Origin of the sequence: Sorangium sp. So ce836 (genome assembly GCF_028553905.1) — a bacterium.
Lineage (GTDB): Bacteria > Myxococcota_A > Polyangia > Polyangiales > Polyangiaceae > Sorangium > Sorangium cellulosum_D.
On sequence record NZ_CP102233.1, the window covers coordinates 2451632 to 2466796 of the forward strand.

At 71.6% G+C, this 15165-nt stretch carries 9 protein-coding genes; 4 read left to right on the forward strand and 5 right to left on the reverse strand.

The features are described 5' to 3' along the window. Window positions 1-43 precede the first annotated feature (43 nt). Window positions 44-2173 carry a glycogen debranching protein GlgX gene (gene glgX, locus NQZ70_RS08985; protein ID WP_129573850.1) on the forward strand — a complete coding sequence of 710 codons (2130 nt, stop codon included), beginning with the start codon at window positions 44-46 and terminating at the stop codon, window positions 2171-2173. A 15-nt stretch (window positions 2174-2188) separates the two neighbouring features. Here glgX and eis read toward each other — a convergent pair whose 3' ends face one another. From eis to NQZ70_RS09010, 5 genes are all read right to left on the reverse strand, one after another. Next, window positions 2189-3508: an enhanced intracellular survival protein Eis gene (gene eis, locus NQZ70_RS08990; protein ID WP_129573851.1), complete on the reverse strand. Its 1320-nt coding sequence runs from the start codon at window positions 3506-3508 to the stop codon at window positions 2189-2191. A 10-nt stretch (window positions 3509-3518) separates the two neighbouring features. Continuing rightward, window positions 3519-4349 (reverse strand): serine/threonine-protein kinase, encoded by an 831-nt coding sequence (locus NQZ70_RS08995; protein WP_129573852.1) that lies wholly within the window; start codon window positions 4347-4349, stop codon window positions 3519-3521. Window positions 4350-4484: 135 nt separating this feature from the next. After that, the gene (locus NQZ70_RS09000) at window positions 4485-6272 is read right to left on the reverse strand and encodes a Rieske (2Fe-2S) protein (RefSeq protein ID WP_129573853.1); all 1788 of its coding nucleotides are present in this window, start codon (window positions 6270-6272) and stop codon (window positions 4485-4487) included. 145 nt (window positions 6273-6417) lie between these two features. Next, complete coding sequence (locus tag NQZ70_RS09005; protein WP_129573854.1) at window positions 6418-7584, reverse strand: RtcB family protein; 1167 nt, start codon at window positions 7582-7584, stop codon at window positions 6418-6420. A gap of 92 nt (window positions 7585-7676) precedes the next feature. Continuing rightward, entirely contained in the window at window positions 7677-10700 is a 3024-nt protein-coding gene (locus tag NQZ70_RS09010) for a beta-propeller domain-containing protein (RefSeq protein ID WP_165373864.1), read from the reverse strand. Between the two features lie 539 nt (window positions 10701-11239). Between NQZ70_RS09010 and NQZ70_RS09015 the strand changes: the two genes are divergently transcribed. The 3 genes from NQZ70_RS09015 to NQZ70_RS09025 all read left to right on the forward strand — a co-directional run bounded on the left by NQZ70_RS09015 (window position 11240) and on the right by NQZ70_RS09025 (window position 15086). Continuing rightward, the gene (locus NQZ70_RS09015) at window positions 11240-13129 is read left to right on the forward strand and encodes a terpene cyclase (protein WP_272828103.1); all 1890 of its coding nucleotides are present in this window, start codon (window positions 11240-11242) and stop codon (window positions 13127-13129) included. Window positions 13130-13336: 207 nt separating this feature from the next. After that, window positions 13337-14629: an FIST signal transduction protein gene (locus tag NQZ70_RS09020; protein ID WP_129573856.1), complete on the forward strand. Its 1293-nt coding sequence runs from the start codon at window positions 13337-13339 to the stop codon at window positions 14627-14629. A 67-nt stretch (window positions 14630-14696) separates the two neighbouring features. Then, entirely contained in the window at window positions 14697-15086 is a 390-nt protein-coding gene (locus NQZ70_RS09025) for a tautomerase family protein (RefSeq protein WP_129573857.1), read from the forward strand. The last annotated feature ends 79 nt before the right edge of the window (window positions 15087-15165 follow it).

Consider the following 15165-nt stretch of genomic DNA (forward strand, 5'->3'; position numbering starts at 1 on the left):
CAAGGCCGAGACGGGGGGGCCCACTCCCGGCCTGGAGAACAGCATGGACCAGAAGCGCAAGGGATTGCGACCGGGGGAGCCTTACCCGCTCGGCGCGACATGGGACGGCGTTGGAACGCAGTTCGCGCTGTTCTCGGAGAACGCCGAAGCGGTCGAGCTGTGCCTCGTCGACGACGAGGGGAACGAGCAACGCCTGCCGATGCGCCATCGCACCTCGCTGGTCTGGCACGTCTACGTGCCGGACGTGGGACCTGGGCAGAAGTACGCCTATCGCGTGCACGGCCCGTGGGCGCCCGAGCGAGGGCTGCGCTTCAACCCCCGGGCGCGCCTGCTCGATCCCTACGCGAAGGCGCTCGCGTCGCGGGTCCGGTGGGAGGCCAACGCGTTCGCCCACCGCAGCGGCGAGCCGGACGGCGATCTCGTGATGGCCGACGGCGAGGTGCTCGGCCCCCCGCTCGGCGTCGTCATCGATCCCTCGTTCGACTGGAGCGGAGATCGGCGCCCGTGCGTGCCGTTCCACCGCAGCGTCATCTACGAGGCGCACGTCCGCGGCCTGACGATGCTGCACCCGGAGGTCCCGGAAGAGCTCCGCGGGACCTACTTGGGCATCGCCCACCCGGCCATCATCGGGTACCTGCGGTACCTCGGCATCACCGCCATCGAGCTCTTGCCCGTGCACGCCTTCGTGCACGAGAAGTTCCTGCTCGACAAGGGGCTCCGGAACTACTGGGGCTACCACTCGATAGGCTTCTTCGCTCCGGACGTCGACTACCGCGCGGGCGCCGAGCTGGCGTCCGAGGTCCGGCAGTTCAAGGAGATGGTGAAGGCGCTCCACGCCGCCGGCATCGAGGTCATCCTCGACGTCGTCTACAACCACACGGCCGAGGGCAACCACCTCGGCCCGACGCTGAGCCTGCGCGGCATCGACAACCCGACCTATTACCGGCTCGTCCCCGGCAACGAGCGCTTCTATTTCGACTACACGGGCACGGGCAACACGCTCAACGTGCGCCACCCGCAGACGCTCCAGCTGATCATGGACTCGCTGCGGTACTGGGTCCTCGACATGCACGTGGACGGGTTCCGGTTCGACCTGGCGGCGGCGCTGGCGCGCGGCCTCCACGACGTCGACCAGCTCTCGAGCTTCTTCACGATCATCCACCAGGACCCGGTGCTCAGCCAGGTGAAGCTCATCGCCGAGCCCTGGGACGTGGGCCCCGGCGGCTACCAGGTGGGCAATTTCCCGGTGCGCTGGGCGGAGTGGAACGGCCGCTACCGGGACACGCTGCGCGACTTCTGGCGCGGCGCCGGCGGCGTCGCCTCCGATCTCGGGTTCCGGCTCACGGGGAGCAGCGACCTCTACGAGAACAGCGGGCGCAAGCCGTACACGAGCATCAACTTCGTCACGGCCCACGACGGCTTCACCCTGGCCGACCTCGTCTCGTACAACTGCAAGCACAACGAGGCGAACGGGGAGGGCAACTGCGACGGCGCGGACGACAACCGCTCGTGGAACTGCGGCGCCGAGGGGCCGACCGACGACCCCGAGATCCTCCGGCTGCGCGCACGCCAGATGCGGAACATCATGGCGTCGCTCCTCTTCTCGCAGGGCACGCCGATGATCCTCCACGGCGACGAGCGGGGGCGCACGCAGGAGGGGAACAACAACGGGTACTGCCAGGACAGCCCGCTCACCTGGCAGCCGTGGACCTGGGACGAGCCGTCGCGCGCGCTCCTGGAGTTCACGCGCAAGTGCCTCCGCATCCGGCACGAGCACCCCGCGCTCCGGCGCTCGACGTTCTTCAAGGGGCGCGCGATCCGCGGCGGCAAGGCGTACGATATCCAGTGGTATCGCCCCGACGGGGAGCTGATGACCGACGAGGACTGGTCGAACCCCTGCACGAAGTGCCTCGGGGTGTTCCTGTCCGGAGAGGGGCTGGACGACGTGGACGAGGCCGGCGATCGGCTGGTCGACGACGACTTCGTCCTGCTGCTCAACGCGTCGGAGTGCGACCTGACGTTCCTGCTCCCTTTCGACGACGATCCAAGGCCGTGGCAGCTCCTCGTCGACACGCAGGACGACGCGGCCACCGAGGCGCGGAAGGGCGGGGAAGAGACGGCGCTGATCGCGCGCTCGCTCAAGCTCTTCCTCCGGAGCCGGCGCGGCGCCTGAGCGGCGCGCCGCGCCTCAGAATCCGTTGTAGGCGCCGAGGAACAGGGGGGGCCCGGCGAACGCCGCGTCGAGGAGCGCGGCCGCCTTGGCGCTGCCCACCACGAAGCCCTGGCTCAGGAGATCGCGCGCCGACGTGGCGCCGAAATAGATCTGCGTGAGCCGCTCGATGGATAGCGAGAGGCGGTCGCCCGCCGTGCTGCCGGGCGCCGTCTGGACGCCGCGGGCCGCGAAGGTGACGTCGAAGGCGCGCGGCGCGTCGGTGAACACGGGGTCCTCGACGTCGAGGCCGATGGCGCCGCGGACGCCGTGCTTCCGCGGCGACGGGTGCAGCGCGAGCGCGGCGGCGACGTCGACGATGCGCCCCATCGCGCCGGCCGCCGTCAGGCCGAGGACGTTGCGGCGGTGCGCCGTGTGCACGGGCGGGCACAGGCCGGGGTGCCGGGCCGCCGTCTCGTACACCATCGGCTCGTCGCGGATGCCCGGCTCGTCGAGCAGCGGCGCGCCGTAGCCGCGCGGCAGCACCAGCTCCACGACCTCGTACTGATCGCCGAGCGCGCCGAGGAAGCCGATGAGCCCGCGGTACGCGCCAGGCGTCGGCGCGCGGAGCTCGCGGACGAGCAGCTGCTGGACGCCGTAAGCGCCGCCCTCGGGCACGTCGAAGAGCAAGTAGCCGGCGATCGCCTTGGAGCCCGGATCGACGTAGACCGCGCCGCTCGGGGAGCGCTTGAACACGCGCACGTCCCACCAGTAGTCGCTCCGCGAGAGCTGCCCCGTGGTGTCGGCCCGCGCGAGGTCGTAGGCCTGCTTGATGAGCGGCTCGTCCCGCGGGCGGGAGAAGGCCCGCACGTGGCGGCGCAGCACCGAGTCCGGGAGCCGGTCGGGCGAGGTGCGCACGACGTCCCGGAGCTCGCACACGCCGAAGCCGAACCTGCGGTAGAACGAGAGCCGGGACGGGTGGAGCAGCGTGAGCGCCTCGCCGCGGCGGCGCATGCGGCGGAGGCTCTCGCGGACGAGCCGATCCGCGATGCCCCGGCGGCGGAACTCCGGGAGCACCGCGACGGACGCGAGGCCCTGGAAGGGGACGTCCGCGCCCGCGAAGCTCATCGTCAGGTCGAGCGAGGAGACGTGCCCGACGAGCTGGCCGTCGGTCTCGGCGACGATCACGTTGTCGAGGGCGAGGTGCGCGTGCTCGGTGAAATACCGCAGCCACGCCTCCGGATCGCCCGCCTGGAACGCGCGGTAGGCGACCGTGGCGAGCGTGCCCTCCTCGCCCTTGCGGGCGCTGCGAAACACGAGCTCGTGGTTGGAACGGCTCGGGATGCGGGCGCGCGCCATGGCGGCTAGGCTAGCCCGCTTCGGGAGGCGCGCCCACAGGGCTCGGCGGTCCGGCGGCCATGGCCCGGTGGAGCGCGTCCGCCATCTCCTCGGCCGAGCCGAAGCGGCCGGTCGGCTCGCGGGACAGCGCCCTGACGAACCACGCGTCGAGGGCAGGCGTGACGTCGGCGGAGCGCTCGCTCGGGAGCGGGAAGATGCCGATACGGATGGCGCCGAGCAGCGCCTCGAGCCCCTTCTGCTCGAACGGCGGCGCGCCGGTGAGCGCCTGGTACGCCATGACGGCCACGGACCAGAGGTCCGAGCGGCCATCGACCCGCTTCGGGTTGAAGAACTGTTCCGGGCTCATGTAGACGAGGTTTCCGACGACCGCGCCCGTGGCCGTCAGCGTCGTCCCGTCGGGGTCGACATCCCCCCTGGCCACGCCGAAATCGAGCAGCTTGACGCAGGTGCTCCCGCCGTCGTCGGCGAGGAAAACGTGCTCCGGCGTGATGTCCCGGTGAATGATTCCGAGCCTGTGCGCCGCGGTGAGGCCCTTGCAGAGCTGCGAGACCATGGAGACCGTCTCCTGCAGGGACAGGCGCCCGGCGCGCGCGAGCCGGTCGGACAGCTCCTCACCGCGCAGCAGCTCCATGACGATGTACGGGAGGCCGCCGCCGGCGACGCCGTGCTCGTAGACCTCGGCCACGTGAGGGCTCTTGATCCTCGCCATGAGCGCGCCCTCGCGGTGGAACCGGGCGACCGCGATCGGATCGGTCGCGAGCGACGCGGAGATGAACTTGACGGCGACGTCCTTGCCGAGCCCGAGGTGGTGCGCTGCCCAGATGCTGCCGACACCCCCCATCCTGAGGAGGCTGACGAGCGAAAGGTGCGGCGCTACGTGGGACCCAGGCTCAAGCCGCATAGACGATCAGTATGCATGACGGTCCCTAGTCTGGCCACTGACGGAGCCGCGGATCCGCGCACGGCGCCGCGCGGCTCAATACAGCCCCTCGGGTGGCCGACCATCGGACATGAACTTCTTCGCCACGGCCGCGATCCGACGCGCGCTGAGCTCCCGCCGGACGGGAACGACATAGGTGAGCAGCGCCTCGAGGTACGCGCCGTCGGGCTGCGGATCGGACGACTCGAGGCGCCTGAGCGCCTCGAGCGTCTTCACGGCGTGCGCCGTGAAGATCGGCCTCACGGCGGCGTCGAGCGCGGCGAACGGCGCGAGCTCCGCGAAGGCGCGGAGCCGTCCGTCGGCGTCGAGTTCGCGCGCGATCGCGAGCGCCCCGCCGACGTCGCGCGCCTCCGCCGCCTGGCGCAGCGTGCCGCCGGGCGCGCGCGCCGTCAGCGCGGGCGGCGCGGCGGCGTCCGCGCTGCGGAGCTTGCCGACGAAGCCGGCGGCGAGCACGGCGAGCTGCGCGGCCTCGCGCGGGGAGGCCTCGCGCCCGAGCGCGGCCGCCGCCTCGGCGAAGGTGACGGCGTGGGTGACGTCGAGCACCCCGACCTCGGCGTCGAGGCGCTGCTCCCAGGCCGAATCGAAGCGCGCGAGGCGGACGGCCGCGGCGTGGCCGATCGCGACGAGCAGCGCGAGCGGGCCGGCGCCGCGCGCGAGCCAGCGCACGGTCGCCTCCACGGCCGGCCGCTCCCCGGCGAGCACCTCCGCCTCGAAGGCGGCGCGCTCCGCCGGGTCGAGCGGCGCGGCGCCGGCGGCGCCCGGGCCGGCGCCGCTCGTGCCTGTGGGCGCCTCGGCGCCGGGCAAAGGCAGCTCGGCGAGGCGCGCGAGCGCGGCGCGCGTGGCGGCGAAGGGGGGCAGGCTCGTGTCGGCGGTGGCCCAGGCGAGCTGCACCGTCGAGGCGGCGAGGACCTCGTCGGCCGCGGACGAGAACCGCTCGGCCAGCTCGAGCGCCTTCGCGAGGAAGATCGCGCCGTGCCCGTAGTCGTAGAGGTGCTGCGCGACGAAGGGCAGGAGCGCCCGGCGCGCGCCGGCGGCGCCGCGGACCTCGACCAGCTCGCGCATCCGCGCCTCGGCCTCGTCGCGCCGCTCCGCCGCGAGCGCCTCGCTCACCTTCGCCGGCTCGTCGAGCTCGAAGTCGACGATGCGCGCGAGCGGCGAGCGCGCCGTCGCCCGGCCGGCGCCCTTGCCGCGCGGGTCGAGCCGGGCCGACGCCTCGCCGATCGCGTGGGCGGCGATCACGAACGCCTCCTCGGCGGGGACCCAGCCGCGCTCGACCCAGGCGCAGAGATCCGAGAGCAGCGCGAGGCCGTGATCGAAGCCGTACTCGGCGCGCTCGGCCCCGTCCTTGGCGAGCACCTCGAACGCGAGGTGGAGGCTGCCGAGGCCGGTCTCCATGCGGTGGAGCCCGAGCGAGCCCAGCCGGAGGCCGTCGCGCAGGGCGCGCGCCGGGTCGTCGCGGAGGATCGCCTCGCGCAGGCTGGCGACGAGGCGCCGCACCTCGGCCGCGGTGTCGACGGCCCGGTTGAGCAGCACGCGGCCGCCGTCGACGCGGGTGGCGTAGCGCCGCACCGGCTCGCCGCCGAACGTGCAGGCGCCCGAGGCGACGTCGAACTTCCAGTTGTGCCACGCGCACGTCAGCACGCCGCCGCGCAGCGCGCCCTCGGAGAGCGGGTAACCCTGGTGAGGGCAACGATCGTCGAGCGCGTGGACCTCGCCTCCCCGGAGGACGCAGGCGAAGCGCCGCCCCGCGTCGTCCTTGCGGAGCACGGGCTCCTCCGCCGGAAATTCGGAGAGGGGGCCCAGATCGATCCAGTCCGGCTTCATGGCTTCCCTGCGCTGCGGCGCGCGGCACGTCCGATCGCGGGGTGCGTCGCGCCAGCGACGCGCATGGTAGCCGAGAGCAGGGCGGGGAGGGACCGCGAACCCCGGGCGCGCCTGGCGGAGACGCGGGAGCGCCCGCGCCGGTCGATCACCCCTTCACGCACAGGACCTGCCGGAGCTCCGCGACGATCTCCACGAGATCGCGCTGGTCCTCCATGACGCGCTCGATCGGCTTGTAGGCGGAGGGGATCTCGTCGAGGACGCCGCCGTCCTTGCGGCACTCGACGCCGGCCGTCTGCGCGGCAAGGTCCTTCGTGGTGAAGCGCCGCTTCGCCTCGCCGCGGCTCATCTTGCGGCCCGCGCCGTGCGACGCGCTCTCGAACGCCTCGGGGTTGCCGAGGCCGCGGACGATGTAGGAGCGCGTGCCCATCGAGCCGGGGATGATGCCGAGCTCGCCCTTGCCGGCGCGGATCGCGCCCTTGCGCGTCACGAGCACCTCCTCGCCGAAATGGATCTCTTCTGCCACGTAGTTGTGATGGCAATAGATGGCTTCCTGGATCTCGAGCTGCGGGAAGTGCCGCCGGAGGACGCCCTCGGCGAGGTGGAACATGGCCTCGCGGTTCGCGCGGGCGTAGCGCTGCGCCCAGAAGAGGTCGCGCCGGTAGGCCTTCATCTCCGGGGTGCCGGCGAGGAAGACCGCGAGCTCGCGGTCGGGCAGGTCTCGGTTGTGGGCGAGCTTCTTCGCCGTGGCGATGTGGATCTCGGCGAGCTCCTTGCCGATGTTGCGCGAGCCGGAGTGGAGCATCAGCCACACGCCGCCGTCCGTGTCGAGGCAGAGCTCGATGAAGTGGTTGCCGCCGCCGAGCGTGCCGAGCTGACAGCGCGCCTTCGTGAACAGCCCCTGGACCTTCGGGGTCAGGCTCGCGAACTCGTCCCAGAGCGGCAGGCCCGCGAACCCCTTGAGCGGCGTGTCGTGGGCGGCGAACCCGACGGGGATCGCCCGCTCGAGGTCGCTCCGGAGCCGCTTGAGGTCGTCGGGCAGGTCGGCCGCGGTGAGGTTCGTGCGGAGCGCGCCCATGCCGCAGCCGATGTCGACGCCGACGGCGGCGGGCGCGACGGCGTCCCGCATGGCGATGACCGAGCCGACGGTCGCGCCCTTGCCGAAGTGGACGTCGGGCATCGCGGCGACGTGGTGGAACACCCAGGGCAGGGCGCTGATGTTGCGCAGCTGCTCCAGCGCGACCGGCTCGACCTCCTCCGGCCGGGTCCACAGCCTGATGTCCACGTTCTTGCCCTTGATCTGCGCCGGTCCCATCCGGGAAGCGTAGCGCGCGGCGCGCCGGGCGGCGAAGGGCGGGGAGGGAGGAAGGAGAGGGCAGGGGAGGCGCGCGCCGCCTCCCTCGCGGGTCACGGGAGGAGGTTCGAGGCGTCGAGGTCGAGCTGGTGGACGCCGTACCGATCCGCGGCGACGAGGACCTCGTCGCGCGCCGGATCGAGCAGCACCCGGGGGGACCACGCGCCGTGGAAGAACGCCTGCGCCACGGGGCTCCGCGGGTCGTCGTAGTCGACCATCAGCGTGCCGCCGTACATGTTGAAGAACGCGCGGCGCTCGGCGGCGTAGGGCATGAGCGTCGTCCAGCGGTCGACGGGCGTCTCCGAGAGGACGTCGAACCCGGTCGACGTCCTCGTGCGGCTGGCCCTCAGGATCGCGAAGCTGCCGGGCTCGTCGCCGTGGCTCCATCGCCAGTACGTCGGCCAGCTCCGCTCGGCGTACGTCAAGAGCGCCCTCTGGTGCTGATCGATGAGGACGGTGTCGCCGAGCGCCTTGCCGGTGAGCTCCTGGTGATTGTCGAGGTGCGCGAGCCCGCCGTGCAGCGTCGATTTCGCGAGCGCCGGCTCGATGAAGTAGGGCCCCCACACCCGGTCGCGCGTGAACACCTTCGTGCCGCGGATCGCGAGGGCCTCGCCGGGGATGTTGATCGCCGGGCCGAGGGCGGGCGCCCCCGGGTGGGACAGGTCGACGCGCCGGAGGAAATAGCGCGCGTGGGGGCGCGGGTCGTGGGGCACGGCGGCGGGCCGCTTGACGGAGATGTAGACGTCGCCCTCGTGGGAAAGGGAGCTCACGGCGTCCTCGTCGGCCGGGAGCGCGAGGGCGGGCGCCAGGGTCGGGTGATCCGGGTCCGAGAGGTCGACCACGTGGACGCTCATCTGCCGGATCTGGCGGCCCACGTCGCCGGCGTAGCAATACGACTCGATCAGCCCGTCGAGCGCCGCCTCGTCGAGGACCGGCGCGCAGGCGTCCTTGGCGCCGAGCCGCGTGGTGCACGCGGCGAACCCGCCCGCGCAGTACTCCGGCCCGCCGTCGATCGACTGGCAGGTGCGCTGCCCCGTGTAGTACGTGCAGCCGTCGAGGCCGGTACAGGCGTCGTCGCCGTGAGCGTACGCGACGTGCGAATCGCACTGATCGCCCGGGCCGAGATCGCGCCAGACGTCGGTCTTGCGCGTGAACGTGAGCGACCTGTTCGTGACATGGACCCTCGTCGGCTGGTCATAGGAATCATCGTAGGAAGCGCCGTAGGTCGGGGGCAGGGCCGTCGTGACGAGCTGGCCCGCCGCCCGCGGCCTTCGCGGGTCCGAGAAATCGACGACGCTGATCGTGGTCTCGTAGTCCGGCCAGCTCACGTACCGGGAGGTCACGACGGCGAGCAGGTCGTCGCCGATCTTGTAGTAGCTCGCGTCGGGCGTGACCGGGATGGTCGCGAGCGGCGTCGCGAGGCCGGCGTCGTCGTCCGCGTCGATGACCTCTGCCAAGGCCATCTCGTCGGGCTCGCGCTGCGAGGAGTCCTGCTCGGGGTTGCGGATGCGCACGCGGATATCGCCGTACGCGAAGATCGCGTTGTAGGAGGGCGCGAGATCGAGGGCGCCGAGCCGCTCCGGGGCGTCGAGATCGCGCTGATCGTAGAGGCTGAGCTGCGTCTCCGACACGTTCGCCGCGGTGCTCGGGTCGACGCGGAACGAGCGGCGCACGGGGGAGGCGTGGCTCATCACCCCGCGGCGGGTCAGGGTCGCGCCCGAGAACGTGAAGATCTGCACGCCAGACTCGTGCTTCCACGCGCCGCTCGTCCTGTGATAACCGGTGAACGGCAGCAGCACGAGGCCCGTCTCGGTCTCGCCGGTCGGCGCCTCCACGCTCACGGCGTCGTCGAGCACGGTGAACGCGCGGTGATCCCAGCTGGCCTCCGACCAGCTCCAGGCGCCCTCGTCCCCGCTCACCTCGGCGCGCGCGAGCATCGGGCTCGGATGGGTCAGGTCGGTGATGTCGTACAGGCTGGCCGCGAGCCTGCGCGTCCCGCCCTCGTCGCTCACGCCGACCCCGATGAGGCGGGTCGCGCCGAGCACCGGGCGGAAGAAGTCGCTCCAGCCGGAGACGATGAGCTCGCTCTTCTCCTCGATGTTCCCCTCGGGATCGATCGAGAACGCGTGAAAGGGGTCCACGCGGAGGTGGGTGACGGCGAACGCCCGGTCGTCGAGGAAGACCGCGCCGAAGAGCGGCTGTCCGTCGCCGAAGTCCTCCTCGTCGATCGGCGCGAGGTTGTCCGGATCCGAGGCGTCCCACGTCTGCAGGTGGCTCGCCCCGCCACCCCACTGCGGGCCGGAGAAGACGCGCAGCATGTCGTCGCGGAAGTCCATGTGGAACTGCGAGCGCACATAGCCGTCCACGGTGACCGTGTCGCGGAGCGCCATGGAACCGTCGACGCTCGAGATGTCGACGAGCGACACCTGGCTGTTCTCGCGGTCCCAGCCCTCGGGCCCCCGCGCCACGAGCAGGACGTCTCCCGCGCCGTGGATGTCCGTCACGTACCCGCCGAGATCGAGCTGGCTGCGCTCCACGAGCCCGCCCTGCGTCACCTCGAAGCTCTTGATCACAGCCTCGTTGTGCCACTCGTACTGATCGTTCCCGAGATCCGTCCACCCCCAGTTGGTGCTGGCCACGTAAAGGGCGTCCCGGGTCGCGCCGTTCGCGTAACGGCTCGTCTGAATGGCTCCAGGTACATCGAGCTGTGACAGGAGCTCGGGCGCGTTCCGGTTGGAGATATCGATGAGCAGGACGGCTCCGCCCGCCCGGCGATCCATGATGAGGCTGCCCGGGGTGGCGCGGAGCCCGACCCAGTCGTTCAGCAGCACGATCGCGCGGTCGCCATCGACGTACATCTCGACCGGCGTCCCGGCGACCGGCATCTGGCCGACCATCGCCGGGCTCTCCGGATCGTGGATGTCGATGACCTGCAGGCCCCGGTAACCGTTGAGGTTCAGGAGATGCCCGTCCTCGATGACCCGGTAGATGTCGCCCTCCTCGAGCTCGGTCTGCTCTTCTTCCTCTTCTTCTTCTCCTTCTTCTTCTTTTTCCTCTTCTTCTTCCCCGTAAACCATCGTGGGCAGATCGTCCGCCGATACGAACGACGTGCTCCCGCCGAGGGGCTCGGCGTCTTCGGTCGTATCCTCCGCGGCCGCTCCGGCAATGCATCCCGGACCGATCGCGAGGAGGGCCGCCCCGAGCCATGATGTTAACGCTGTATTGCGTCGTGTTGAAAAGAGCATTCCGCCACCCGAATCCTTTCGTCTCAGACCCGATGAGGGCACGAAACCCATGTAGTTCGCCGTCTCCGCGCTATCGGCGCAAGCGATGAATCACCCGGGAACATCTAGGAGTCTTGCTGTCGCGCGGCCGTCACAGGCGGCTGTGGGCTCGCCGCGCGCACGGCGCGCACGGCACGCGCGGCGCGTACACGCGGCGCCGATGTGAGCATCGAGTGGCGACGACAGGGGGCGAGCGCCCGACCTACGGGGTGCCGCGATCCCCGTTCGGCCTTGCGGGGCCTCGGGGTTCTTGGTACGCGTCGATATCGCTGCTTCCGGGGTACTTGTCCATGCCGTCTTCACGCGCCCTCTCCACCGCAACCCTTTTGGCCGTGGCCGCCGTGTCCTCCGCGCTCGCGATCGGTTGCGATAGCCGCAAGCCCGCCGAGGAGGCCGCGGCCGGGAAGCCCGACGCCGCCGCGCCGGCCGCGTCGACCGGCGCCCCGGAGGTCCGGAAGGCCGCCGCGATCCAGGGCGACGACCGCTTCGCGGCCCAGATCGCGGCGAATCTGCCCCGGGTGCCCGACCCGGCGATCCAGGTCCCGGCGGGCGGCGGCGCGGGCGCCGAGCTCGACAACGACACCTTCCGCGATCGCACCGTCGCCTTCGTCCGCCAGGTGGCCGCGGGCGGCGACAAGGTGACGTGCGATCTGTCCCTGTCGTCCAAACGGCCCTTCCGCGCCGTCGTGATGGGGTTCCAGGAAGGGAAGCAGATCGCCCGTGGGGAGGCGTCGGACGCGGGGCTCTGCGTCGCGCTGAAGGAGGCCGCGCGACGGGCCGTGGCCGCGGCGGGGGGCGCGCGCGAGGCGCTCGCCGGCGCGCGGCTCGTCGTGGAGCTGCCGGATCATCACGAGTCGATGATCGAGAGCGTCGAGCGCAAGGGGAAGGGCCTCGAGCTCACCCAGGGGCTCGTGCCGGTCCGCGCCCTCGACAAGGCCCTCCTCGCGAAGCGCATCGAGGACGGCAAAGGCTATCTCTTGCGCGTCATCGATCCGACGCACAAGGGGGTTCACAAGTACTACCACGCGCCCGCCGACCGGTTCGAGGACGAGCTCCACACGATCTACACCGCGTCCACGGCGCTGACCCTGCTGAAGCTGCACGCCTACAAGCCCGACCCGCGCCTGCTCCGCACGGCGACCGAGGCCGCCGGCTTCGTGATGGGCATGCAGAGCCACGAGACGCGCGATCGGACGGCCGGCGCCTACTTCTACGCGTTCGATCTGGAGCGGAAGCGCCCCGAGCGCCGGCTGGTCGTCGGCACGGCGTCGAAGTCCATCTTCACGCTGATCGAGCTCTACAACGTCACGAAGGAGAAGAAGTACCTGGAGTCCGCCGTCCTCGCGGCCGACTGGCTGATCTCGATGCAGCGGCCGGACGGCAGCGTGCGCTCGGCCCTGGTCGGGCAAGAGGGCGGCGCGTGGAAGGTCCAGGGGAAGGAGTCGACGCTCTACACGGGACAGGTCCTCTCCGCGCTGTCGCGCACCTACCGGGCCACGAACAACAAGAGGTACCTCGACGCCGCGGCCCAGACCGCGGACTTCCTGCTCGCCAGGATCGTCAAGAAGGGCTGTTTCCTCGGCGACGAGTACAGGAAGCCCAACCCGATCTCGAGCTCGTGGGCGGTCCAGTCGCTGCTCGACTTCGCCAAGGCGAGCGGCGATCAGCGGGTCGAGCAGACCGTGTTCCGCTGCGCCGACGACCTCGTGAAGCGGCAGTGGCGCAGGCCCGAGGACGCCTACCGCTACGGCCGCTGGCAGCGGTCGCTCTCGAGCAGCGGGAGCGGGTGGCTCGCCGAGGTGATGTCGGAGGTCCATCACCACTGCCGAACGAAGGGCATGGCGGGCTGCGACCGGTACAAAGACGCGGTGGTCGCGGCGATCCGGCAGATCTTGCAATACACCTATGGGCCCGAGAGCTCCTTCATGCTGAAGAACCCGAAGGCGGCCGCCGGCGGGGTGTTCTGGAGCGTGCGGGACCGCTACGTGCGCACCGACTCGGTGTGCCACGCGATGAACGCGTACCTCAACATGTTCGGCGAGCTCGGCGACGGGCCGCTGCTGACGCTCCCCGAGCGGCCCCTCGCCGAGCGGATGGCGCTCGCCGCGGAGGCGACGAGCGCGGGCGCGGCGGACGCCGGGGTCGCCGAGGAGGACGGCGAGGAGAGCGACGAGCCCGCAGCGGGGCAGTCCGGGCCCAAGGGCGACGATCCCGAGGAATGAGCGCGCGCGCTGGCGGGCCGGCGGCGCTCTGGAGCGCGCGCCGCGACACCGCGGCACCCTACCGGGCTCAGCGCTGGAGACCCCGTGGTCGCGCCCGCGGGGCGCTCCGCGCCAGCGGTCGAAACCGGGCGAGCCCGGCGCGGGGTGGTGTATAGGGATCCTGCGTGATCGACCCGACCGGGGGGCGCCGCAGGAGGTCCAGATCCGATGAGCAACGACGACGTGGACAGTGGGACAGGCGCGCTCTCCGGCGCAAACGAGGCTCCGCGGGCGGGCCGCGCGGGCGCGGAAGGGGCGGCGGGGGCGATGAAGATGGCCTCTGCGTCCTCGACGGCGGGCTCGACGGGCGTCGCGTTCGCCGAGGCCCTGGCCGCGCTCCGCGCGGGCCTCGGCGGCGAGCCGGATCATCTCTTCCTGAGCTACACCGAGGGCCACGATCTCGGCGAACTCGCGCGCGTCACGGCGGCGCTTCCGCCCTCGGTGCGGGTCCACGGGTCGAGCTCCTGCCTCTCGGTGATGACCGCCGCTGGCGTCCACGGCGCGCCGGGCGCCGGCCTGGCGCTGTTCGGCATCGCGGATGCGCGGGGCGCGTACGGCGCGGCGGCCGAGCCGATCGGGGATTCGCCGCGCGCCGCCGCCGCCCGCGCGGCGCGCCGCGCGATGGAGGACGCCGGCCGGGCGGGCAAGCCGCCGGCGCTGTTCTGGCTGACCGCGCCGCTCGGGGTGGAGGAGCAGGTCCTCTGCGGGATCGAGGACGCGGTCGGGGCCGACGTGCCGGTGTTCGGCGGCACCTCCGGGGCGAACTCGCTCGACGGGGCGCTGTCGCAGCTCGGGCGCGGGCAGGCGCACCGCGACGCGGTGCTGCTGTCGGCGTTGTACCCGTCGGGCGAGATCGCCTATGCGTTCGGCTCCGGCTACACGCCGACCGAGCACCGGGGCTGGGTCACGCGCTCGGAGGGGCGGCGGGTGCCCGAGATCGACGGGCAGCCGGCGGCGGAGGTCTACAACCGGTGGACCGGCGGCAGGTTCGCCGCGCAGCTCGGCGGCGGTTCCATCGCGGCGGAGAGCGCGCTCAGCCCGCTCGGCCGGCCTTCCGGCTGGGCCGGCAAGGCCCCCCAGTTCCTGCTCATCCACCCGAACGCGGTGGACCAGGACAACGCGCTGACGTTCGGCGTGCACATCAGCGAGGGCGACGAGCTCGTGCTCATGAAGGGGTCGAGAGAGGGCCTGCTCGATCGCATCACGGCCGTCGCGGGCGCCGCGCTGGAGGCCGCGCGGCCTTCGTTCCAGCCGCAGGGCGCGCTCGTGATCTTCTGCGCCGGGTGCATGCTCGCGGTGCGCGACGACATCGGCCGCGTGGTCCAGGGGATGAGCGCCGCGCTGGGGCCGACGCCGTTCCTCGGCATGTTCACGTTCGGAGAGCAGGGGTGCTTCGTCCGCGGCAAGAACCAGCACGCGAACCTGTCGATCGCCGTGGTCCTGTTCGGGCAATCGGCGTAATCGGCGTAATCGGCGTAGATGAAGCCGCGGCGTACGGCGGCGATAGCGCCGCTCCAGGAGTGATTCGATGTCTCAGGTGAAGATTTACGGGATCAAGGACCGGCTCGACCCGGTGAAGGAGAAGCTGTCGCGGGTGATCCACGCCTGCGTCATGGAGGCGCTGGGGATGCCGCAGGACAAGCGGGCGCACCGCTTCTTCCCGATGGAGCGCGAGGACATGCTGGCGCCGGGCGGGCGCACCGACGCGTATACGATCATCGAGATCTCGATGATGACCGGGCGCACCGTGGAGACGAAGAAGAAGCTCGTGCGGCTCCTGTTCGACAGGATCCGGGACGAGGTCGGCATCGAGCACCAGGACATCGAGATCTGCATCTCGGAGTCGCCGCCCCACGACTGGGGGTTCCGCGGCATGCACGGGGACGAGGTCAAGCTGAACTACAAGGTCGACGTCTAGCGCGCCGATCTCGCTGAAATCCCGTGAAAATCGGTTCATGGGAAGAGGACCGCAAGGTCGCAAGGGACGCAAGGGGAAG